This is a genomic window from Mesorhizobium sp. WSM4310 (assembly GCF_007003935.1).
GTDB lineage: Bacteria > Pseudomonadota > Alphaproteobacteria > Rhizobiales > Rhizobiaceae > Mesorhizobium.
This window is the reverse complement of sequence record NZ_VFTA01000007.1, coordinates 141,721-163,264: the sequence shown is the minus strand read 5'-3', so window position 1 is coordinate 163,264 and position 21,544 is coordinate 141,721. Positions and strand designations below refer to the sequence as shown.

At 63.3% G+C, this 21,544-nt stretch carries 17 protein-coding genes and 2 tRNA genes; 12 read left to right on the top strand and 7 right to left on the bottom strand.

All coding sequences use genetic code 11. The features are described from left to right. Positions 1–25: 25 nt before the first annotated feature. Positions 26–100 (bottom strand) — tRNA-Asn (locus tag FJV80_RS10800). A 220-nt stretch (positions 101–320) separates the two neighbouring features. Between FJV80_RS10800 and FJV80_RS10795 the strand changes: the two genes are divergently transcribed. From FJV80_RS10795 to FJV80_RS10775, 5 genes are all read left to right on the top strand, one after another. Beyond that, positions 321–608: a hypothetical protein gene (locus tag FJV80_RS10795; RefSeq protein ID WP_095772873.1), complete on the top strand. Its 288-nt coding sequence runs from the start codon at positions 321–323 to the stop codon at positions 606–608. Positions 609–1,100: 492 nt separating this feature from the next. Next, positions 1,101–1,174, top strand: a tRNA-Cys gene (locus tag FJV80_RS10790). A gap of 91 nt (positions 1,175–1,265) precedes the next feature. After that, positions 1,266–1,934 (top strand): protein-L-isoaspartate O-methyltransferase, encoded by a 669-nt coding sequence (locus FJV80_RS10785; protein ID WP_095787492.1) that lies wholly within the window; start codon positions 1,266–1,268, stop codon positions 1,932–1,934. A gap of 165 nt (positions 1,935–2,099) precedes the next feature. Continuing rightward, positions 2,100–3,500 (top strand): TolC family outer membrane protein, encoded by a 1,401-nt coding sequence (locus FJV80_RS10780; protein WP_179295841.1) that lies wholly within the window; start codon positions 2,100–2,102, stop codon positions 3,498–3,500. Between the two features lie 305 nt (positions 3,501–3,805). Beyond that, on the top strand, positions 3,806–4,630 hold the full coding sequence (locus FJV80_RS10775) for a PopZ family protein (RefSeq protein ID WP_095787493.1): 825 nt from the start codon (positions 3,806–3,808) through the stop codon (positions 4,628–4,630). A 59-nt stretch (positions 4,631–4,689) separates the two neighbouring features. Here the strand turns inward: FJV80_RS10775 and FJV80_RS10770 are convergent, their stop codons facing one another. Next, complete coding sequence (locus tag FJV80_RS10770; protein WP_142876332.1) at positions 4,690–5,322, bottom strand: VOC family protein; 633 nt, start codon at positions 5,320–5,322, stop codon at positions 4,690–4,692. A 265-nt stretch (positions 5,323–5,587) separates the two neighbouring features. Here FJV80_RS10770 and FJV80_RS10765 point away from each other — a divergent pair, with 265 nt between their 5' ends. Next, on the top strand, positions 5,588–8,371 hold the full coding sequence (locus FJV80_RS10765; protein WP_142876331.1) for a valine--tRNA ligase: 2,784 nt from the start codon (positions 5,588–5,590) through the stop codon (positions 8,369–8,371). Positions 8,372–8,389: 18 nt separating this feature from the next. Here FJV80_RS10765 and FJV80_RS10760 read toward each other — a convergent pair whose 3' ends face one another. Further along, positions 8,390–8,650: a hypothetical protein gene (locus FJV80_RS10760; protein ID WP_142876330.1), complete on the bottom strand. Its 261-nt coding sequence runs from the start codon at positions 8,648–8,650 to the stop codon at positions 8,390–8,392. An 80-nt stretch (positions 8,651–8,730) separates the two neighbouring features. Between FJV80_RS10760 and FJV80_RS10755 the strand changes: the two genes are divergently transcribed. The 3 genes from FJV80_RS10755 (at position 8,731) to FJV80_RS10745 (ending at position 12,810) form a co-directional block, all read left to right on the top strand. Next, positions 8,731–9,978 (top strand): OmpP1/FadL family transporter, encoded by a 1,248-nt coding sequence (locus FJV80_RS10755; RefSeq protein WP_095772868.1) that lies wholly within the window; start codon positions 8,731–8,733, stop codon positions 9,976–9,978. 290 nt (positions 9,979–10,268) lie between these two features. Next, complete coding sequence (gene ilvD, locus FJV80_RS10750) at positions 10,269–11,993, top strand: dihydroxy-acid dehydratase (protein WP_095787496.1); 1,725 nt, start codon at positions 10,269–10,271, stop codon at positions 11,991–11,993. Then, a complete protein-coding gene (locus FJV80_RS10745) occupies positions 11,980–12,810 on the top strand; it encodes a tetratricopeptide repeat protein (protein ID WP_095787497.1) in 831 nt (276 codons plus the stop codon). Before ilvD ends, FJV80_RS10745 begins: the two co-directional genes overlap by 14 nt. Before the next feature lie 47 nt (positions 12,811–12,857). Here FJV80_RS10745 and FJV80_RS10740 read toward each other — a convergent pair whose 3' ends face one another. From FJV80_RS10740 to erpA, 4 genes are all read right to left on the bottom strand, one after another. After that, a complete protein-coding gene (locus FJV80_RS10740) occupies positions 12,858–13,175 on the bottom strand; it encodes a hypothetical protein (protein WP_185975179.1) in 318 nt (105 codons plus the stop codon). Positions 13,176–13,267: 92 nt separating this feature from the next. Further along, a complete protein-coding gene (gene xth / locus FJV80_RS10735) occupies positions 13,268–14,062 on the bottom strand; it encodes an exodeoxyribonuclease III (protein WP_142876328.1) in 795 nt (264 codons plus the stop codon). Between the two features lie 7 nt (positions 14,063–14,069). Then, positions 14,070–14,462 (bottom strand): VOC family protein, encoded by a 393-nt coding sequence (locus tag FJV80_RS10730; protein ID WP_095787499.1) that lies wholly within the window; start codon positions 14,460–14,462, stop codon positions 14,070–14,072. A 4-nt stretch (positions 14,463–14,466) separates the two neighbouring features. After that, positions 14,467–14,814: an iron-sulfur cluster insertion protein ErpA gene (gene erpA, locus FJV80_RS10725; RefSeq protein ID WP_019858570.1), complete on the bottom strand. Its 348-nt coding sequence runs from the start codon at positions 14,812–14,814 to the stop codon at positions 14,467–14,469. Positions 14,815–14,890: 76 nt separating this feature from the next. Between erpA and FJV80_RS10720 the strand changes: the two genes are divergently transcribed. The 3 genes from FJV80_RS10720 (at position 14,891) to FJV80_RS10710 (ending at position 21,425) form a co-directional block, all read left to right on the top strand. Then, positions 14,891–16,105 carry a deoxyguanosinetriphosphate triphosphohydrolase gene (locus FJV80_RS10720; protein WP_142876327.1) on the top strand — a complete coding sequence of 405 codons (1,215 nt, stop codon included), beginning with the start codon at positions 14,891–14,893 and terminating at the stop codon, positions 16,103–16,105. Positions 16,106–16,165: 60 nt separating this feature from the next. Then, positions 16,166–17,923, top strand: coding sequence for an arginine--tRNA ligase (gene argS, locus FJV80_RS10715; RefSeq protein WP_142876326.1), 1,758 nt, complete (start codon positions 16,166–16,168; stop codon positions 17,921–17,923). Positions 17,924–18,026: 103 nt separating this feature from the next. Further along, positions 18,027–21,425: an SPOR domain-containing protein gene (locus tag FJV80_RS10710; RefSeq protein ID WP_142876325.1), complete on the top strand. Its 3,399-nt coding sequence runs from the start codon at positions 18,027–18,029 to the stop codon at positions 21,423–21,425. Positions 21,426–21,544 lie beyond the last annotated feature (119 nt).

The window sequence follows — 21,544 nt, the reverse complement described above, 5'->3', positions numbered from 1 at the left end:
TCATAGCCAAGTGCTTGGAAATGTTTGGCTCCCCGGGCCGGATTCGAACCAGCGACCAACCGGTTAACAGCCGGTTGCTCTACCACTGAGCTACCGGGGAACGGATGCTCTTCAGCAAGTGGCGCAGCCTATAGCAAACACCTTTCGGCTTTGCAAAGAAGCATTTCGCTTTTTTCCGAGACTTTTTCGCGCGGCGGTTTCTCGCAATCGGCGGCGTCCGCCCTCATATTAGCCGTCTTGGCGATAGGCGCGGAACCGAAACGGCGGTCGCGGCTTTCGTAAACAGGCTTTTTCGAGCGACCAGATGGGCAGCCATTGCGATGACGGCAGCAGACGAAAACCGGATACCGGCACGAAAGATCTCGATTTTCGGGCGCGAATTCACCATGCCGCAATCGCGCGGCCTCAGAATCACGATCGGCATTCTTTTGACCATCGGCGGCATTCTCGGCTTTCTGCCGATCCTCGGCTTCTGGATGGTTCCGATCGGATTGCTGGTGCTCTCCTATGAATTCGCCATGGTGCGCCGCCACCGGCGTCGCTTCGTCGTCTGGTGGGAGCGGCGGCGTCGGCCGGATGGAACGACGGGTACCAAGCCGGGCCTTTGACCGTGCCATCCTTCCGCGTCGTCATGCCCTTGTTCGCGTTTCGGATATTGGCGAATCCGCTTTTCGGTTCCCACCTCTCTCCAAATCCTCGCGGATTTCCCTGAGAACGGCGGCAGCCGAGGCGAGACGCGCGCGGTCGCGCGGCGAAAGCCTGGCGGTGCCATCTATCGCAAGGCAGTCGATGGCATGGCGCAGCAATGCCTCGCATGCTGATCGCGACAAGCCGTCCCAGGCGTTCCTTCCGGTGTTCGGCGCTGCCGGTCGCATGGCGAAGTCCTCCTCGTTTCTCAACGGTGGCGAGGGCGTGGAGTTTCTCGTGATCTGCTGCTATACTTAATGATCGTCTAATATTCGCCGTGACCCACCGTGGCCACGGCGCTCGATGTGGAGGGTCGGATTCTTGCAGAGGAAACCGCGCGGAATGCGTGGTGGCCGCTTGACGCCATTTTCGCCGCAACCTATTGGAACCGGGTGGAACGCCGGGAGCAACGAGGCCTCGTGGCGGAGTGGTTACGCAGAGGACTGCAAATCCTTGCACCCCGGTTCGATTCCGGGCGAGGCCTCCAATACCCGGGCTCCCGCGCGCTCAGCGCCGGAGCCTGACGTTCTCATCGAAATGAACCGCGGTTCTGGCGCGGCAAGCGGATTGGTTGGAACATGAGCGCTGATTTCTCCGAGCTTCGCGTCAAGATGGTCGACGGTCAGGTTCGCACCACCGACGTGACCAGCGCCCCGCTGCTGGAGGCCATGCTTACCGTGCCGCGCGAGGTTTTCGTCGGCGACCGCCAGCGCGATCTCGCCTATATCGACGAGGACATCCGCATTGCCGATGGCGCCGATGGCGCGCGCTATCTGATGGAAGCATCGCCGCTGGCCAAGCTGATGCAGCTGGCCGAGATCAATGCGACCGATTCGGCGCTCGATGTCGGCTGCGGCACCGGCTATGCCTCGGCCATCCTGTCGCGGCTGGCGAGGTCGGTCGTGGCGCTCGAAAGCGATTCGGCGCTGGCGCAAACCGCGGCATCGACCCTTTCCGGCCTTGGCTGCGGCAATGTGACCGTGGTCCAGGGTGCGCTGGCGCAGGGCCATGCGGCCAAGGCACCCTATGACGTCATCTTCATCGGCGGCAGTGTCGAGAAAGTGCCGGCGCCATTGCTCGATCAGCTGGCCGAAGGCGGCCGACTCGTCGCGGTCGAAGGGCGTGGCAATTCCGGCGTGGCGCGACTTTTTTTCAAGGCTGGGGGGGTTGTAACCGGGAGAAGGGCATTTAATGCGGCAATTAAGCCACTACCGGGATTCGAACGTGAGCATGCTTTTGAATTCTGAATGATTTAGCCTTGCAGCAGAGGCTTTGTCATGGTCGCTTACATTTGAACAATCGTTGCTAATCCCAGACTGGGGGCACTTTGGGACCGAGTGACAGGGAACGAAACACGCCACTCCGGCTGCTCTGACGAGAAGCTGGCGCGGCGAAGTTCCCATGGAAAACGAATGAGGGATGTACTCGTGCCGTCTGTATCCAAGACCCTTTTTGCCGCCGTCCTCGTCTCCGCGACCGCGCTGTCCCCACTAACCGCGTCGGCGGAAACCATCACCGGCGCGCTCGCCAAGGCCTATCAATACAATTCCACGCTGAATTCATCCCGCGCCGGCGTGCGCGTCACCGACGAAGGCGTGGCCATCGCCAAATCAGGCTGGCGCCCAACGATTACGGGATCGGCTTCCATCGACTATACAAACACGCGCCAGGCAAATGGCGGCGGCAACTCGAAGCTGACGAGCGGCGGCTACGGCATTCAGATCAACCAGTCGCTGTTTGACGGTTTTCAGACGAAAAACAACGTCGCGGCGGCTGAAGCCCAGGTCAAGGCGTCGGTCGAGAGCCTGCGCAACAGCGAAGAGAACACGCTGTTCAGCGCGGCCACGGCCTATATGGACGTGATCCGCGATCGGCAGATCGCGGTGCTGACCGAACAGAACCTGCAGTTCCTGACCGAGCAGGCGCGTGCCGCGCGCTCGCGTTTCGAGGTTGGTGAGGGCACGCGCACCGACGTCGCGCAGGCCGATGCGTCGCGCGCCTCGGCGGTGGCCTCGCTCAGTGCCGCCCGCGCGCAGGCGCTGGCCAGCGCCGCAACCTACCACCAGGTGGTCGGCGACGAGCCGGGCAAGCTCAAGCCCGCTTCGCCGTTGGGCAGGCTGCTGCCGTCGAGCCTCGATGCGGCGATTGCGATCGGGGCAAACGAACACCCGGCCATTCTCGCTACGCAACATCTGGTCGACGCGGCGGCGTTCTCGGTGAAGTCGGCGGAGGGCGCGCTGTTGCCGCAACTGTCGGCGTCGGCCGGCATCTCGGAAAACTACCGCAAGGCCATTCCAGACATCTCGGGCACCAACGGCAATTCGACCTCGGCGAATATCGGCGCGACGCTGACCATTCCGATCTATTCGGGCGGGCGGACCTCGGCGGTCGTTCGGCAGAACAAGGAATCGCTTGGCCAGGCCCGCATCCAGGTCGACGTCAGCCGCGACCAGGTTCGCCAGGCCGTTGCCACGGCATGGTCGCAATACACCGCCGCGCAGCAGAGCGTCTCGGCCAACAGGCAGGTGATCGATGCCGCTCAACTGGCGCTGAACGGCGTCATCGAAGAGCGCAATGTCGGCCAGAGGACCACGCTCGACGTCCTCAACGCGCAGGCCGCCGTCATCACCGCGAAGATCAACCAGGCCAATTCCGAACACGATGTGGTGGTGGCGAGCTATGCCATCCTGTCGGCGATGGGTCGCCTGTCGGTCGACCGGCTTGCCTTGCAGGTCACCAAGTACAAGCCCGAAGAGCACTACAACGCCGTCAAGGACAAATGGATCGGCCTGCGCACGCCGGACGGCCGCTAAGCGCCGGCGGCCCGACTTATGTCGGGCCAGTCCGAGCGCAACCTTGCTTGAAAACCGGTTCTGCTTCGGAATTGCGCCTGTCTCTTTGCACTTGCGCGATTCCGAAGGGAGCGCGCGGCGCGCTTTCCCCAGGAAACCCGTTTTCACACTTTTCCCGGAATTGCTTCTAATCTGTTGAAATCCCACATGTCCCCAGATTGGGGATTCTCGTGCCGCGATGCGTCGGTTACGCTGTCGCCATGATTCGAATCCGGCTTCTGCCGGAGCGAAAGAACTAACAGGTCACAAGGGCGGCGGATGTGACGATGGCAACGGCAAGCAGCGCACAGCGCGAACCTTCCATGGAAGAGATACTGGCTTCCATCAGGAGGATCATCGAGGACAGCGACAACGGTCGCAAGCAGTCGGGCGAGGCCGAAGAGCTGCGGCAGGATCTGGAGCCGTCGCCGGGCGAGGCTCCCGCCGCCGATGTCGATGCATTTCGCGCCGAGCTGCATGCAGCCCCCGAAAACAGAAAGCCGGGCGCGCTCGCGGAAATCCAGCCGCCTTCGCCCGAGCCGGTGATCGCGCGCGTGGAATCGCAGACGCGCGCCGATCCCGTGCCGCTCAAGCCGTCGATGACGCTTGCCGAGGTCAGCGCCAGGATCGCCGCCGAGCCGGCGCCCGCCGCCACGACCGAAGCGCCGGCCGCCCCGCAGGCCAGCGCGACAAGCGATGCCATCGTTGCCGATTGGCGGCGCGAGATCGCGGCGGTCGGGGAGCAGGCGAAAGCGATCCGCAAGCCGGTCGCCCAACCCGAGACGCCGACGAGCGAACCGGTGGTGGAGGCTGCGTTCGAACGGCCGTCTTCGAGCGAGGCTCCTGCAGACGCCGCTCAGGCGTGGGCGGCGGCGAGCGATGGGCCCGCGGCGCGCCCGGCAATCCTTTCCGAACATGCGGGCCGGCAGGTCGCGGCGGCCTTCGGCGAGCTGTCCGACGCCTTTGCCAGCCGCAGCAAGAAGACATTCGACGAGATGGCCGAGGAGATGCTGCGGCCGATGCTGCAGGACTGGCTGGACAACAATCTGCCGACGCTGGTCGAGCGCCTGGTGCGCGAGGAGATCGAGCGCGTCGCGCGCGGCGCGCAGTAATCTCCTCCAACGATCACTCTCGAAACGCCGCCCATGAGGCGGCGTTTTTGTCGATGAGGTCAGCCCGCGCTGGTCGCGAAGCAGATGAGGTTGCCGTCGGGGTCTTTGACGATGAAGGTGCGGGCGCCCCAGGGTTCGGTCCGCAATGTCTGGTGGAACGGGGCCGTGGCCGCCTGATACTCCAGAAATAGAGCCTTGATGTTGTCGACAACGATCGTCGCCGCCAGTAGGTCATCGGTCGAACTGGCGGCGAGTGGAGGCTTGTCGACATGGCGCAGGTTGAGCCGTGCGCCATCGCGGATGATTTGGGCGTAGAAGGGCGGCTCGCCATAGGTGTAGCGCGTCTCGAAGCCGAGCTTTTGCCGGTAGAAACTACAGGCCGCTACGATGTCGCAGACAAAGAGCTGTGGCTCGGCAAAGGCGAGATGCGGTTTTGCGGCGTCGGTTGCTAAATGATCGGTCACGGTTTGAAGGCCTTCCTTCAGCGCCCGCCAGCTCTCGAAACCTGACTTCCTGGCGACGAGTTCCTGGGCATCGGCAAGCTTGAAGCCGTGATCGAGGATCTGGCCGTCGCTGAGATGGTGAAAACGCGGCAGGACCCATCCAATCACAGCGGCGACGGGATAATACCGTTCGCGATGCCACTTCAGATAGAGTTTGGCCTGTTTCTTGTGGTGTTCGAGGGTCGGCATGGGCGCATTGTGGGTTGAGGTGGCGTAGGCGGGCAATGCCCCTCCGGCTGGAAGCCGATGCGCCCTACTGCAGCGCCCGCACCGTATGGCTGAGACGGCTGGCGGTCAAGGTGCGAGTGCCGAGCGCCACGACCTTCCGTTGAAATGAACGCGGACACACCTATTTGCTTCTCATGAACCGAGGCGGCCCTTGCGGTTGACTTGGCCAAGACCTTCCGATTTACACCGAACCAGCAAAAATCCCGACAGCGCGGACCGTTTCCCCATGCTTGAAAAGACCTACGACGCAAAGACCGTCGAGCCGAAGATCGCCAAAGTGTGGGAAGAGGCGGACGCCTTCCGCGCCGGCGCCGGGGCGGAGGAGGGCGCCGAAGCCTTCACCATCGTCATTCCCCCGCCCAACGTCACCGGCTCGCTGCATATGGGCCATGCGCTCAACAACACGCTGCAGGACATTCTGGTGCGCTTCGAGCGCATGCGCGGCAAGAACGTGCTGTGGCAGCCCGGCATGGACCATGCCGGCATCGCCACGCAGATGGTGGTCGAGCGGCAACTGATGGAGAAGCAGATCCATCGCCGCGACCTCACGCGTGAACAGTTCATCGAGAAAGTGTGGGAGTGGAAGGCCGAATCCGGCGGCACCATCTTCAACCAGCTGAAGCGGCTCGGCGCCTCAGCCGACTGGTCGCGCGAACGCTTCACCATGGATGAAGGCCTGTCCAAGGCCGTGCTCGAAGTCTTTGTCACGCTCTACAAGGAAGGGCTGATCTACAAGGACAAGCGCCTGGTGAACTGGGACCCGAAACTTTTGACCGCGATCTCGGACCTCGAGGTCGAGCAGCAGGAGGTCAACGGCAATCTCTGGCACTTCCGCTATCCCTTGGAGGGCGAGACCTTCGACCCGGAAAATCCGAAAACCTTCATCACGGTCGCGACCACGCGTCCGGAAACGATGCTGGGCGACACGGCGGTGGCCGTGCATCCGGATGACAAGCGGTACCGACGTCTGGTCGGTAAGAACGTCGTGCTGCCGATCGTCGGCAGAAAAATTCCAGTGGTGGCGGACGAGTATTCCGACCCCGAAAAGGGTTCGGGCGCGGTCAAGATCACGCCGGCACATGATTTCAACGACTTCGAGGTCGGCAAGCGCCACAAGCTGCCGGCGATCAACATCTTGACCATCGAAGCCGCCATCAAGTTGAAGGACAATGAGGATTTCCTCGCCGGTCTCGATGCGACACCGGAGCGCCAGGCCGTCTGGGACGAGCTTGACGGGCTCGACCGCTTCGTCGCGCGCAAGAAGATCGTCGAACTGATGGAAGAAGGCGGCTTCCTCGACAAGGTCGAGCCGCATCGCCATGCCGTGCCGCATGGCGACCGCGGCGGCGTGCCGATCGAGCCGTTCCTGACCGAGCAGTGGTACGCCAACGCGGCGGAACTGGCCAGGCCGGCAATCGCCTCGGTGCGCGAAGGCCGCACCAACTTCGTGCCGAAGAACTGGGAAAAGACCTATTTCGACTGGATGGAGAACATCCAGCCCTGGTGCATCTCGCGCCAGCTGTGGTGGGGCCACCAGATCCCGGCCTGGTACGGGCCTGACGGGCGCGTCTTTGTCGAGAAGACCGAGGAAGAGGCGTTGAGCGCGGCGATCGAATATTACCTGGCGCTCGAAGGCCCGTGGAAGGCCTGGGTCGAGGACAAGCTGGAAAACTTCCAGCCGGGCGAGATACTGACCCGCGACGAGGACGTGCTCGACACCTGGTTCTCCTCGGCGCTGTGGCCGTTCTCGACTTTGGGCTGGCCGGACCAGACGCCGGAACTGAAGACCTATTATCAGACCGACGTGCTGGTGACCGGCTTCGACATCATCTTCTTCTGGGTTGCCCGCATGATGATGATGGGCCTGCATTTCATGGACGAGGAGCCGTTCCACACCGTCTATGTGCACGCGTTGGTGCGCGACAAGAACGGTGCCAAGATGTCGAAGTCGAAAGGCAACGTCATCGATCCGCTCGACCTCATCGATGAATATGGCGCCGATGCGTTGCGCTTCACCTTGACCGTGATGGCGGCGCAAGGGCGCGACGTGAAGCTCGACCCGGCGCGCATCGCCGGCTACCGCAATTTCGGCACCAAGCTGTGGAACGCGACGCGCTTTGCCGAGATGAACGAAGTCGCGCGCAACGACGATTTCTGGCTGAATGACGCCAAGCTTGCGGTCAACCGCTGGATCCTGACCGAGTTGACGCGGGCAGCGCGCGAGATCACCGACGGCATCACCTCATACCGCTTCAACGAAGCGGCAGGAGCTGCCTACCGTTTCGTCTGGAACCTGTTCTGCGACTGGTATCTGGAACTCTTGAAGCCGGTGTTCATGGGCACGGACGAGGCGGCCAAGGCCGAGAGCCGCGCCTGCGTCGCCTTCGTGCTCGACGAAATCTACAAGCTCCTGCATCCGATGATGCCGTTCATGACGGAAGAGCTGTGGGCGCAGACGGCGGGCGAGGGCAAGGAGCGCGATTCGCTGTTGTGTCACGCCGCCTGGCCGTCGCCGGACTTCGAGGACGCGGATGCCGCCGCCGACATCAACTGGCTGGTCGACCTGGTGTCCGGCATCCGCTCGGTGCGCTCCGAGATGAACGTGCCGCCGGCGGCGATCGCGCCGCTGGTCGTGGTCGGCGCCAATGATGTGACGCGCGAGCGGCTGGTTCGCGAGGACTCGGCGATCAAGCGGCTGGCCCGCGTCGGCGACATCTCGTTGGCCGAGGCGGCGCCCAAGGGCGCGGCGCAGATCGTCCTCAACGAGGCGACGATCTGCTTGCCCCTCGGCAGCCTGATCGATCTCGCCGCCGAGGCTGCCCGGCTGCAGAAGGAACTGGCCAAGGTGACCGAGGAGATAGCGCGCCTGCACAAGAAGCTGTCGAATGAAAGATTCGTCGCCAGCGCGCCGGCCGAGATCGTCGACGCCGAGCGCGAAAAGCTCGCCGAATATCGCGACGCGCAGGACAAGCTCTCGGTGGCGTTGACCAGGGTTCGCGATGCCGGTTGAGGATAGATTCGCTGGACTTTAGCCGTCTCTAAAATGACGGCCCTTTTTGCCTCGAAAGTAGGCATTCCGTTGCGTTAATTTTGACGTAAACGGAAGTTTTAGCCCCATTGTTGCCATAATGTAACAATGGGGCCGAAAGCCCGTGAAAAGAGCTATTTTTAAGCCTTTTGGAACGAATCTTCCCCATTTTTCGGTCGGATAAGCACGCGTCTGGCCGTTTTTCGGCCTTGCGGTGCCTATCCGCATTTTGTCGGAAATGCGTTTGGCAAGCATGTACATGTACGCTCCAAGAATTCGTTATTGCACCGTTAACCCGAATTGGTTCTAGCTTGATGCACTCGAATTCGGGGAGGACATTCATGACTATTGTGCGACTGAAAGCACTGCTGGGGGCAGGGTGCTTTTCGCTGGCTTTGATCGGGACGGCGATGAGTTCGGCGCATGCCGGCGGCATTGAGCGTGGCGGCTACGATATCGATCTTCTGTTCGATCCGGCGCCGTTCGCAACGGAAGCGGAATCGACTTATGTTATGCCGCAGCGCAAGCTCAAGAATGCGGTGGATACCAACCCGCTCGACGGCAATTTGACATTCCTGGGCAGCACGGCGAAGGACAGCGAGAGCTACTGGGTGCCGCGCATCGGCGTCAAGGCGCAGATCGTTCAGGGTGTCGACTGTATGTTCGACTATTCCCAGCCTTGGGGCGCGCACACCAACCCGGGTCTGTGGGCCGGCGCCGAATCCAACATGGAAACCGATATCAAGAGCAACAACTACGCGACGACTTGCTCCTACAAGATGGATGCCGGCAAAGGCCAGATTCGCTTCATCGGCGGCGTGTATTACCAGGAAGTCTACGGTTTCAAGAAAGACCTGGTGTCGCCGTTGGTACCGGGTTTCCAGGGCACCGGTCAGGTTGATCTCAAAGGGACCGGCTGGGGCTGGCGCGCCGGCCTTGCCTATGAAATCCCTGACATCGCGCTGCGCGCCAGCCTCGTCTACAATTCGCGGGTCAAGCTCGATAATATCTCGGGCACGCTGGACCTGACGCATGTCGGCAGTGTCGTGCTGCCGATCTATGGCTCGACACAATACATGCCGGACACGGTCGAGTTTAAGTTGCAATCGGGCATTGCTCCCGGCTGGCTTGCCTTCGGCTCGCTGAAGTGGGTCAATTGGAGCCTGCTGCAGAGTGTTCCGATTTGCGTGGTCGGCACTCCTTCGGCGGCCTGCGTTACGGGTGATGCTCTGCATTCAGGCCAGATCACCTCGCTGGATCTGATGTATCGCGACGGCTGGACTGTCACGGGCGGAATCGGTCACAAGTTCAACGATCAGTGGAGTGCGGCCGGCCAGCTTTCATGGGATCGCGGCACGTCACACGGATATGGCTCACAGACCGATACCTGGACCGTGGGTGGCGGCGTCGCCTATACGCCCCAGCCCAATATCGAGGTTCGTCTGGCCGGTGCGATCGGCGTGCTGACCAGCGGCCATTCTGGGACAGTGAATGGCGAAAACGGCTATGTGGCCGGCAATGACGTCAGCTACGACTTCGGCAACGATCTGGTCACGGCAATTTCCGGCGGCATCAAGATCAAGTTCTAACCTTTTGAGAATTCGACAAAAAGGCCGGGCAATGCTCGGCCTTTTTGTTTGCAACCGACATCGTCGGTGCCTCCGGTATCCAAGCTGCGTTGTATATAAGCCGCACTGGGATCGCCCGCTGCGATTGTGACGTTTTGGCAACACTTTCTGAACAACCCCCGCGCTAGAAGTCAGGTCGGGGAAATTGCCCATTTCCCGCCATAAACCCGGCGCACCTCGAACCTGTCTCGGGACACGCGCCAAAAGGCTCGGCGACGGGGCAGGCCGCACCGCCCGCGGCAAGGATGAGAATGGACGCCAAGGTCATTTCAAAGGCTAAGCTCCCTAGCCGCTATGTGACTGTCGGTCCGGCGCGTGCGCCGCACCGGTCCTATCTCTATGCCATGGGCCTGTCGGCCGCCGAGATCGCGCAGCCGCTGGTCGGCGTTGCTTCCTGCTGGAACGAAGCCGCGCCCTGCAACATCTCGCTGATGCGCCAGGCGCAAGTGGTCAAGAAGGGCGTCGCCGCCGCCAATGGCACGCCGCGCGAATTCTGCACCATCACCGTCACCGACGGCATCGCCATGGGCCACCAGGGCATGAAGTCGTCGCTGGTGTCGCGCGAGGTCATCGCCGATTCGGTCGAGCTCACCATGCGCGGCCATTGCTACGATGCGCTGGTCGGCCTCGCTGGCTGCGACAAGTCGCTGCCCGGCATGATGATGGCCATGGTGCGGCTCAACGTGCCGTCGATCTTCATCTATGGCGGTTCGATCCTGCCCGGCAGCTATCGCGGCCGGCAGATCACCGTGCAGGACGTGTTCGAGGCGGTCGGACAGCACTCGGTCGGCACGATCGGCGATGCCGAGCTGCTCGAAATCGAGCAGGCGGCCTGTCCGTCGGCCGGTTCCTGCGGCGCCCAGTTCACCGCCAACACCATGGCGACCGTCGCCGAGGCGATCGGTCTCGCGCTGCCCTATTCCTGCGGCGCGCCGGCCCCTTACGAAATGCGCGACCGCTTCAATTTCGCCTCCGGCGAAAAGATCATGGAGCTGATCGCCAAAAACATCCGGCCGCGTGACATCGTCACGCTTAAAGCGTTGGAGAACGCGGCGACCGTGGTTTCGGCCACCGGCGGCTCGACCAATGCAGCGCTGCATCTGCCGGCGATCGCGCACGAGGCGGGCATCAAATTCGATCTCTTCGACGTCGCAAGGATTTTCGAGAAGACGCCTTACATCGCCGACCTCAAGCCTGGCGGCAAATATGTCGCCAAGGACATGTTCGAGGCCGGCGGCATTCCGCTCCTGATGAAGACGCTGCTCGATCACGGCTATCTGCATGGCGATTGCCTGACGGTCACTGGCCGCACTTTGGCCGAAAACATGGAGCACGTTTCCTGGAATGAACATCAGGATGTGGTCCGCCCGGCCAACAGACCAATTACCCAAACCGGCGGTGTCGTGGGCTTGAAGGGAAACCTTGCCCCCGAAGGCGCGATCGTGAAGGTCGCGGGCATGGCGGAGTTGAAATTCTCCGGCCCTGCGCACTGCTTCGATTCGGAAGAGGAATGTTTCGAGGCGGTGACGCATCGCAACTACAGGGAAGGCGAGGTTCTGGTCATTCGCTACGAAGGGCCGCGCGGCGGTCCCGGCATGCGCGAGATGCTATCGACGACGGCAGCGCTCTACGGCCAGGGCATGGGCGGCAAGGTGGCGCTGATCACCGACGGCCGCTTCTCGGGCGCGACGCGCGGCTTCTGCATCGGCCATGTCGGGCCGGAAGCAGCGGTGGGCGGCCCGATCGGCCTCATCCGGGATGGCGACGTGATTTCGATCGACGCCGTGAACGGCACGATCGAAGTGGCATTGTCGGAGGCCGAACTGGCGGCGCGGGCCAAGACATGGAAGGCGCGCACGACCGACTATCAGTCGGGCGCGATATGGAAATACGCGCAGACGGTCGGGTCGGCCAGGGATGGCGCGGTCACCCATCCGGGCGGTGCGAAAGAAACACACTGCTATGCGGATATCTGAGTTGTTGAGGTCATCTGTCCTTCCGGCACTGGTCGCTGCGGCGATCTTTGGCGCCGTGGGCCAGGCTTTGGCCTTCGATGACAAGGTGTTCGACGACAAAACCGGCGTGAAGCCACAGTCCAGTCCCTGGGCGGTGTTCCAGTTCGGCTTCTCCGCCTACAAGAACGGCCACAAGGAACAGGCCGCCGAAGCCTATAAATACGCCGCCGAAAACGGCCAGATCGGCGCCACCTGGAAACTTGCCCGCATGTATGCCGAGGGCGACGGCGTGGCGCGCGACGACTATGAGGCGTTCAAGTTCTTCTCCGAGATCGTCGACCAGGACGTCGAGCCCGGTTCGCCGGAAGAGAGCTACGTCTCCGACGCGCTGGTGGCGCTCGGCGATTACCTGCGCAAGGGCATTCCCGGCAGCCCGGTCACCGAGAACGAGGTGGCGGCCCAGGAATATTACATGCGCGCCGCCGCCAACTACCGCAACCCGAACGCCCAGTTCGAGATGGGGCAGATGTTCCTCAAGGGCGAGGGTGGCGTGAAGGCCAGCGTCAAGCAGGCCGGGCGCTGGTTCCAGCTCGCCGCCGAGAAGGGCCATGCCGGCGCGCAGGCGACGCTTGGCCATCTCTTGTTCCAGAGCGGCAAGATCGTTCGCGGCTTGGCGATGATGACCGCCGCACTCGAGCGCGCGTCGCCGGCCGACCAGCCCTGGATCCGCGGCATGCAGGAAGAGGCTTTCGCTGCCGCAGGCGAAGCCGACCGGCGCACGGCGATTTCGCTGGCCGATGACATCCTGACCAAGGGCACCACCAACGCGGACCAGTAAGGTCGTCTGCCGCTCTCCTCCACGGGGAGATCAATTAAGCGACAAAATCAATTCTCGGTTGGCTCCGTCGGCACCATGCTTGGCGCGGGCGTCGAGATCGGCGTGACATGCGGGTGCGGCGCCATCGTGTTCCCGGGGCAGCTGTCGCCGATCTTGGTCCAGGATGTGTTGTTGAGCACTATCTCGCAGCGCGCCAGATGGCTCTGGTCGGCAACCGTCAGGCAGGCGACCTGACCGACCGGATAGGACTTTCCATTGGCGAGACATTCGGGGGCGGCAAAAGCCGGCGCCACGGCGGCCGTGGCAAATGCCAAGCCGATCGGACACGCAAAAAATCGAATGGTCATGGGAACCCCAGCCGCCATGATGATTTTCCATCATGCGCCCGATTTGTGGCGATACAACGTCGTTGTGACAACACGAGGTCGGGGCGCTTCGCCGGCGGAAGGGTTCCCGGTCAGGCCGGCTGCAAGGCGAGGTCGATCGCCACCGGGACGTGATCGGATGGTTTTTCCCAGGCGCGTACATGCTTTTCGATCGAGGCCGACGAGAAGCGATTGGCGGCTTCCGGCGACAGCAGCAGATGGTCGATGCGGATGCCGTTGTTCTTCTGCCAGGCGCCGGCCTGATAGTCCCAGAAGGTGTAGGTGTCGGGTGCATCGGTGACCGCGCGCACCGCTTCGGTGAAACCGAGGTTGAGCAGCCGGCGGAAGGCTTGCCGCGTCTGCGGCTGGAACAGCGCGTCGCCCAGCCAGTTTTCCGGAAAGCGCGCGTCGATCGGCTCGGGAATGACGTTGTAGTCGCCGGCCAGCACGAGCGCCTCTTCCAGCCTCAGCCGCTCTTCGGCCCAACGCTCCAGCCGCGCCATCCATGAGAGCTTGTAGGGGAATTTTTTTTCGTCATCGATCGGATTGCCGTTCGGCAGATAGAGCGAGGCGACGCGCAACGCGCCCTTGTCGGTCGAGAACACGCCTTCGATGAAGCGCGCCTGCTCATCGGTGTCGTCGCCGGGCAGGCCTCTGATAACTTCGTCAAAGCGCAGCTTCGACAGCAGCGCCACGCCGTTAAAACCCTTCTGGCCATGGGTTTCGACATTGTAGCCCAGCGCCTCGATCTCGGCGCGCGGGAACTGGTCGTCGACCGTCTTGATCTCCTGCAGGCAGACGATGTCGGGCGCGCTCTCGGTCAGCCAGTGGGTCAGGTTGCCGATGCGGGCGCGAATGCCGTTGATGTTCCAGGTGACGATTTTCATGACGGTCTTATTCTTCCTGCGGCGGGTGGCGTTCCACCAGGCCGATCGTATTGCCTGCGGGATCCTTTAGGAAGGCCATCCACTCGCTTTCCCCCGGTGGTCCGAAGGTGCCTTCGGTATCGCGATGCACGAGCGCCGGTGGTGCGGTGAAGGGGACGCCCGCGGCTTTCGCCTCGGCGTGGAAGGCTTCGATGCCCGCTATGTCGAGATAGACTATGCCGGCCGGAACGCCGTCGGTGAACAGCAGCCTCACATCGCCGGCCATGATGAAGGCGATGCCCGGCGGATCGTAGCGGGCATGAACGGCCATGCCGAGCACATCACGCCAGAAGGCCAGCGTCGAATCAAGATTGCGTCCGGCCGACAGCGCGACCTGACGGACCGCGCCGATGGCCGGCATGCCGCTAGACGGAGAAGCTCGTGCCGCAGCCGCAGGAGGCGACCGCGTTCGGATTGCGGATCTGGAAGGACTGACCCATCAGATCGTCGACGAAGTCGATCACCGAGCCACCCATATAGACCAGCGACAAATCGTCGATCAGCACGGTCGCACCGTCCTTCTCGATGGCGACGTCGTCATCGTTGCGCGTGTCGACCAGGTCGAATTTGTAGGAGAATCCAGAGCAGCCGCCGCCTTCGACGGACACGCGCAACGCCGTCTTGCCGGCCTCGCCAGAGACAATCTTGGCGATCCGCCTAGCGGCGGCCTCGGTCATGTCCACTTTCATGGCGGTCTTGGCATCAGCGCCCATCGGCGTCACCTTGCTTTCGGTTTCACATGATAGGTATGAAGCGCAAGGGGCCAAGTCAACTGCGGCAGCATCAGCCATGACCAATGAGTTGGGCGACATCGGGTTCGGTTATCGGCCGCGCGCGGCCTATGCCACCGATCCGGCGCGCTCGCGCGGGCGGCTGTTCGACGAGGTCGAGAGCCCGACCCGCACGCCGTTCCAGCGCGACCGCGACCGCATCATCCACTCCACGGCGTTCCGGCGGCTCAAGCACAAGACACAGGTCTTCATCGCCCATGAAGGCGACCATTATCGCACAAGGCTGACCCATTCGATCGAGGTGGCGCAGATCGCACGTGCGCTGGCGCGGGCGCTGCGTGGCGACGAGGATCTCGCCGAGGCGGTGGCGCTGGTGCATGATTTCGGCCACACGCCCTTCGGCCATACCGGCGAGGACGCGCTGAACGACAAGATGGCGGCCTGGGGCGGCTTCGACCACAACGCCCAGTCGCTGCGCATCGTGACGCGGCTGGAGGCGCGCTACGCCGAATTCGACGGGCTGAACCTGACCTGGGAGACTCTGGAGGGCCTGGTCAAGCACAATGGCCCGCTGACGGACAGCAGCGGCAAGGGCCTGAAAGGGCCGGTGCCGCAAGCGATCCGCGATTATTCGCAGCTGCAGGATCTCGAACTCGACCGGTTCGCCGGCATCGAGGCGCAGTGCGCGGCGATCGCCGACGACATCGCCTACAACACGCATGACATCGATGACGGGTTGCGGGCAGGGCTGCTGACGCTCGACATGCTGAAAACCGTCTCGCTGCCGGGGAAGATCCTGGAGGACGTGCGCCAACGCTATCCCAGGCTCGATGACGTGCGCACCGGTCACGAACTGATGCGGCGGCAGATCACCGCCATGGTCGAGGATGTCATCGTTGCCGCGACGGCAAATCTGCAACGCGTCGGGCCGCGCAGCGCCGACGCGGTGAGGGCGGCGGGCGAGACGATGGTGAGCTTTTCCGCCGAGATGGCCGCGGCCGAGAAGGAGTTGAAGGCCTTTCTCTACAAGCACCTCTACCGGCACGAGGAGGTGATGCGGGTGCGCGCCGGTGCCGAGCAGATCGTCAGGGACCTGTTCGACGTCTATTTCGCCGACCCGCGCGCCATGCCGGACGGCTGGCGCGAGGGGCTGGACCGGGCCGAGGATCGCATCAAGGCGCGCAGCGTCGCCGATTTCCTGGCAGGGATGACCGACACCTATGCGCTCAAGGAACACAGGCGTTTGTTTGACCGCACCCCGGATTTGAGCTAGGGCGAGCGCGATTTTGCCGGCCAATGAGCCGGATTCGCCTAAACCGCCAGAGCAATACCCATGAACATCTTCGCCGATTTCACCGCGCGAGTCACAAAGGCTGTCGAAGCGCTTGATCTGAAAGACAAGGACGGCGTTTCGCCCGACCTTTCACGCATTGCCGTCGAACCGCCGCGCGACGCCAGCCATGGCGATCTCGCGACCAATGCGGCGATGGTGCTGGCCAAGCCCACCGGCCAGAACCCGCGCGCGCTAGCCGAAAGGCTGGCGTTGGCGTTGCGCGATGACAAGGATGTCGCCGCCGCCGAGGTTGCCGGCCCCGGCTTCGTCAATCTCCGGCTCAAGGACGGCTTCTGGCAGGCGCACCTGTCGGCGCTTCTGGGCGAGGGGCGCAATTACGGCCGCTCGACGATCGGCGCCGGCCGGAAAACCAATGTCGAATATGTCTCGGCCAACCCGACGGGGCCGATGCATGTCGGCCATTGCCGGGGCGCCGTTGTCGGCGACGCGCTCGCCAATCTGATGGCGTTTGCCGGTTACGAAGTGACCAAGGAATATGTCATAAACGATGCCGGCTCGCAGATCGATGTGCTCGGGCGCTCGGCCTTCCTTCGCTACCGCGAAGCGCTGGGCGACGACATCGGCGAAATACCGGCCGGGCTCTATCCCGGCGACTACTTGGTGCCGGTTGGTCAGGCGCTGGTCAAGGAGTTCGGCCGTTCGCTGATGCAGATGCCCGATGACGAGGCGCTGGCCATTGTCAAGGACCGCACCATCGATGCGATGATGGCGATGATCCGCGAGGATCTGGCGCTGCTCAACGTGCATCACGACGTGTTCTTCTCCGAACGCACGCTGCATACCGACAATGCCAGGAAAATCCGTTCGGCGATCAACGACCTGACGCTGAAGGGCCACATCTACAAGGGCAAGCTGCCGCCGCCCAAGGGCGAGAAGCCGGACGACTGGGAAGACCGCGAGCAGACGCTTTTCCGCTCGACCGCGGTCGGCGACGACATGGACCGGGCGCTGGTCAAGTCCGACGGCGCGTTCACCTATTTCGCCGCCGACGTGGCGTATCTGAAGGACAAGGTCGATCGCGGTTTCGTCGATCTGATCTATGTGCTGGGCGCCGACCATGGCGGTTACGTCAAGCGGCTGGAGGCGCTGGCACGGGCCATTGCCGGTGACGAGGTCAAACTAACCGTCCTGCTGTGCAATCTGGTCAAGCTGTTTCGTGAGGGCGAGCCGGTTCGCATGTCGAAGCGGTCCGGTGATTTCGTGACGCTTCGGGAAGTCGTGGAGGAGGTTGGCCGCGACGCCATCCGTTTCATGATGCTGTATCGCAAGAGCGATGCGCCGCTCGATTTCGATTTCGCCAAGGTGACCGAACAGTCCAAGGACAATCCGGTGTTTTACGTGCAGTACGCCTCGGCGCGCTGCCATTCGGTGTTCCGGCAGGCAAGCGAGCAATTAGCCGAGGCGAATTTCGATCGCAAGAGCCTGGCTGCCGCCGCGGCTTCGCTGACCGACGAGGGCGAGATCGGCCTGATCCGCAAGCTCGCCGAATATCCACGCCTGATCGAATCCGCGGCTCTTGCGCTGGAGCCGCATAGGCTGGCATTTTACCTTTATGACCTGGCTTCCAGTTTCCACGGACACTGGAACCGGGGTACGGATAATCCGGACTTACGTTTTGTTAAGGTTAACGACCGACAATTGACGCATGCCAGACTAGGGCTGGTGCAGGCTGTTTCGGACGTTCTGACGTCCGGCCTGACGTTGATCGGAGCCGCTGCGCCCACCGAAATGCGTTAGGTTTGACTAAAAAACCTGTCACCTTTTGCCCACATTGCGCTGGTAAGGGCCAACCCTGCGCGACGTCCATGGCGTCCGAATGAGTGCGAGTTCGGGAACAATAATGGCAGACAGAACCCAGCTGAGAGTAGCCGACAACAACGACATCACTGACGATGATCCGTTCGCGGAACTGACCAGGATCATGGGATTCGACCCACGCCAGCCAGTCAAGCCGCAGGCGCGGGTCGAGCCGCAGGCCGCTGTTGCCAGTCAGCCCGTGCAAGAGGACGATTTCGACATCGACCTCGAAAAGGAATTGATGGGCGAGTTCGACGCTGGCGACAGTGTCGCCGCTCCGGTTGTCGAGGCTCATGAGCCGGCATTCGAAACGGCTGCCACAGACGCGGCCGACGACGATCTTGCGCTGTCGCTCGACGACGATTTCCATCTGGACCTCGCGGGTGCCGACGAGCAGGGGCTCGTCGTCAGCCATGCCAACCCTGGCGCTGCCGAAGCCGCGCCGTCCGTCGAGCCTGCCTTCGACGCCGATTTCGACAATGCCGTCGCCAGTTCGCTCGAAGACGTTTCGCCCTTCGAGGACGACCTGCCGATGGAAGAAGAGCTTGCCGCTTCGCTCGACCAGGATTTCCACGTCGAGGACCATGCCGCCGAGATCGAGGACGAAGCCGTCGAGCCCCAGCAGGCCGTTGCCGAAGTGCCGATGGCTGTCGAGCCGGCCGCCGCGCACGAATTCGACGATGCGGTCGCGATTTCGCTCGAAGACGAGCTGATGCTCGACGACCATTCTGCAGATCAGCCCCATGCGGCTGCGGCCGCAGTAGACTATCCGGAGCCGGGGCTGACCGCCGCGAATGAAACCCCGGCGATCGCCGACGAGGATTTCGAGGGGCATTTCGACGACGCCATGGCGGATGTCGATATGGATTTTGACGTTCAGGCGGACCCGCCGGTGGCCTTTGATGCGGCGGAAGCGCACGAAGTGCCCGCTCATGCCGTGGATGCGATGGACGAGTTCTCGAACTCCGAAGCCGTTTCGGAAGATGATTTCGATCTGAACCTGGACGACTCGTTCGCCGAGGCTGCCGAAGAGCCGGTCGCCGAGGTTGCCGCTGCCGCGGTCCAGCCGATAGCTCCGGCAACGCCGGCAGCCGTCATGGCCGAGCCGGCGCCGGCCCCCGTGGCGGACGAGCGTAGCCTCGAAGACGAGTTGAACGCACTTCTGGGCGCCATGACGGCGCGCACGCCGCCGTCGGCCAAGGAGCCCGAGCCCGAGCCCGAGCCCGCCGCCGCTCAACCCGTTGCGGCTCAGCCGGCCGCTGCTCCCGTTCAGTCGTATGTTCCCGCGCCGGCAAAGGCCGCCGAGGAGCCTGCCGATCTCGACTGGGATCTCGACGAACATGCGACCGAGGATCCGCATGCCTCCAGCGCGGCTCACGCCGCCGATGCCGATCTCGACAATCTGCCGCTCGATGAGCTTCACGGCCAGGATCTGGGCGCGGACGCCGCCAATCATAGCGACATCGATTTCGACGATGATGCGTTCGACGCGGCCTTGGCCGGGGATCTCGATCCGCGCGACGAGGCAGCTTGGCGGCAGGATCAGACCGATTCCCCCGATTGGCTGGCCGAACGCTCCGCACCGACCGAGCCGACCCGTTCGTGGAGCCGCGTGACACCGGTTCCCCAACAGCCGGCATTCGCGGCGCAGCCGGCCGCTTCGATGACGGCAAGGACCGCCGCGCCTGAAATGGCCCCAGCGGCGGCTGTGGTGCCGCCCTACCGCGCGCCCGAGCCGGTTGCGGCCGCGCCCTATGCGGCGCCCGCATCCGCACCGCAGCCGCGACAGTCGTCGCGCTACGAAGAGATGCCCGATGTCGAAACGGTCGATGTGCCGGAGCGCGTCGTGGCGCTGGCGGACGATCTCGACATCCCGGAACTGCATTTCGAGGAAGATGAACCGGCCGCATCAGGCTATGACGATCTCGACGCAGAGTTCGCCAGCCTTCTGACGGAAATGAATTCGGTGGAGGTCGCGCCTGCTCCAGCCGCACCCGCAAGCAGCGCTGCCTATGCCGATGAATCCTTTGATGGCGGATTCAAATCGGCCTATCATGCGCCGGCGTACGAAGAACCCAAACCGGCTTATGGCGGGGTCAAACCGGCCCTTCAGCCGGAAGCGCGGACCTATGCGGCGCGGCCGGCGGAAATGCCCGCCCGTGCTGCAGCGAACACCGGCTATGCCGACGCCGCCGACGGCTTCGATCTCGACAGTCTGCCTGGCAGCCAGCCGGTCTCGCAGGCGGACGATTTCACCGTCGATGAGCTCGACTATGATCCTGAACTGGACGAAGCAATGTCCGTTCCGGGTCTCGGCGAGCGGCAAGCGGCCAGGCCGTCGGGCCGCCGTGGCCTGTTCATCGCGGCGATCGTCGGTGCCGTGGCGGTCGCTGGCGGTCTTGGCGCCTTTGCACTGTCTTTCGGCGGCAAGGGCGGCAGCGAAGCGCCGGTGATCGTCAAGGCCGACAATTCGCCGATCAAGGTCAAGCCGGAAAATCCGGGCGGCACCGTGGTGCCGAACCAGGACAACAAGGTTTACGACGCGGTGGTCAAGGGCGCGAAGCCCGCCGAACCGGTGCAGCAGAAGCTTGTCACCAACACCGAGGTTCCCGTGGATGTGCAGGCGAAGGATCCGGCCCGTGCCGCCGATCCTTCTGCCGGCCAGGGTGCTGTCGTCGGCGGAGCCGATGACGGCAATGCCGCGCCGACCGCCAGTGCGGCGCCGGCTGGCAATCTTGCGCCGACCGACAATGCGGCGCCAGCGCCCAAGTCCGAGGATCGCATCGCGCAGGTGCTGCAGGATACCGACAAGGGCAACAACACCGATGTCGTCGCCGTCGCACCGCGCAAGGTGAGGACGATGGTGGTCAAATCGGACGGCTCGCTGGTGCCGCGCGACGATCCGGCGCCGGCCGCGCCGCAGGTGGCGGCCGCTGAACCGAGCGATCCGGCGCCGCAGCACGTCGCGCCGTCCGCCGATGCCGACCAGACCGGCACCGTGGCGCCCGCCGCGGCCCAATCGGGCGATGAGCCGGCCCTCAAGCCGGCGGCCAAGCCGGCCAAGGCGCAGTCGGCCAATACTCCGGCCAAGGTTGCGATCGCGCCGCAGCGTCCATCCGACCAGCCCGTCGACGTCGTCGGCGAGGTCAAGCCCGATCAGGTCGCCTCCATCGACCAGGCAACGACGGCTACCGGCAGCGGTTCTTGGTCGATGCAGGTTGCTTCGCAGCCGACGGTGGAAAGCGCCCAGTCGACCTACCAGGATCTGCAGCGCCGCTATGGCAGCGTGCTTGCCGGCCGCACCGCCAACATCGTCAAGGCCGAGATAGCCGGCAAGGGCACGTTCTACCGCGTCCGCGTTGTGGCCCAGTCACGCAACGATGCCATCAATTTGTGCACCAGCTACAAGGCCGCCGGCGGCAACTGCTTCGTGTCGCGCTAGACGCGTTCAACCAATCAAAGCCGGCGCGGCCCAAGGTCGCGCCGGTTTTTTCATACGCCCAGCGCTTTTTCATGTGGAAGCATTTCGGGCGTCGGACCGCATGCATTTCCAGACGATTC

Bases quoted from the DNA above. Each gene is read 5' to 3' on its own strand.
- FJV80_RS10795 (WP_095772873.1), top strand. From the start codon at position 321: ATGACGGCAGCAGACGAAAACCGGATACCGGCACGAAAGATCTCGATT.
- FJV80_RS10785 (WP_095787492.1), top strand. From the start codon at position 1,266: ATGAGCGCTGATTTCTCCGAGCTTCGCGTCAAGATGGTCGACGGTCAG.
- FJV80_RS10780 (WP_179295841.1), top strand. From the start codon at position 2,100: ATGAGGGATGTACTCGTGCCGTCTGTATCCAAGACCCTTTTTGCCGCC.
- FJV80_RS10775 (WP_095787493.1), top strand. From the start codon at position 3,806: ATGGCAACGGCAAGCAGCGCACAGCGCGAACCTTCCATGGAAGAGATA.
- FJV80_RS10770 (WP_142876332.1), bottom strand. From the start codon at position 5,322: ATGCCGACCCTCGAACACCACAAGAAACAGGCCAAACTCTATCTGAAG.
- FJV80_RS10765 (WP_142876331.1), top strand. From the start codon at position 5,588: ATGCTTGAAAAGACCTACGACGCAAAGACCGTCGAGCCGAAGATCGCC.
- FJV80_RS10760 (WP_142876330.1), bottom strand. From the start codon at position 8,650: ATGTACATGCTTGCCAAACGCATTTCCGACAAAATGCGGATAGGCACC.
- FJV80_RS10755 (WP_095772868.1), top strand. From the start codon at position 8,731: ATGACTATTGTGCGACTGAAAGCACTGCTGGGGGCAGGGTGCTTTTCG.
- ilvD (WP_095787496.1), top strand. From the start codon at position 10,269: ATGGACGCCAAGGTCATTTCAAAGGCTAAGCTCCCTAGCCGCTATGTG.
- FJV80_RS10745 (WP_095787497.1), top strand. From the start codon at position 11,980: ATGCGGATATCTGAGTTGTTGAGGTCATCTGTCCTTCCGGCACTGGTC.
- FJV80_RS10740 (WP_185975179.1), bottom strand. From the start codon at position 13,175: ATGGCGGCTGGGGTTCCCATGACCATTCGATTTTTTGCGTGTCCGATC.
- xth (WP_142876328.1), bottom strand. From the start codon at position 14,062: ATGAAAATCGTCACCTGGAACATCAACGGCATTCGCGCCCGCATCGGC.
- FJV80_RS10730 (WP_095787499.1), bottom strand. From the start codon at position 14,462: ATGCCGGCCATCGGCGCGGTCCGTCAGGTCGCGCTGTCGGCCGGACGC.
- erpA (WP_019858570.1), bottom strand. From the start codon at position 14,814: ATGGGCGCTGATGCCAAGACCGCCATGAAAGTGGACATGACCGAGGCC.
- FJV80_RS10720 (WP_142876327.1), top strand. From the start codon at position 14,891: ATGACCAATGAGTTGGGCGACATCGGGTTCGGTTATCGGCCGCGCGCG.
- argS (WP_142876326.1), top strand. From the start codon at position 16,166: ATGAACATCTTCGCCGATTTCACCGCGCGAGTCACAAAGGCTGTCGAA.
- FJV80_RS10710 (WP_142876325.1), top strand. From the start codon at position 18,027: ATGGCAGACAGAACCCAGCTGAGAGTAGCCGACAACAACGACATCACT.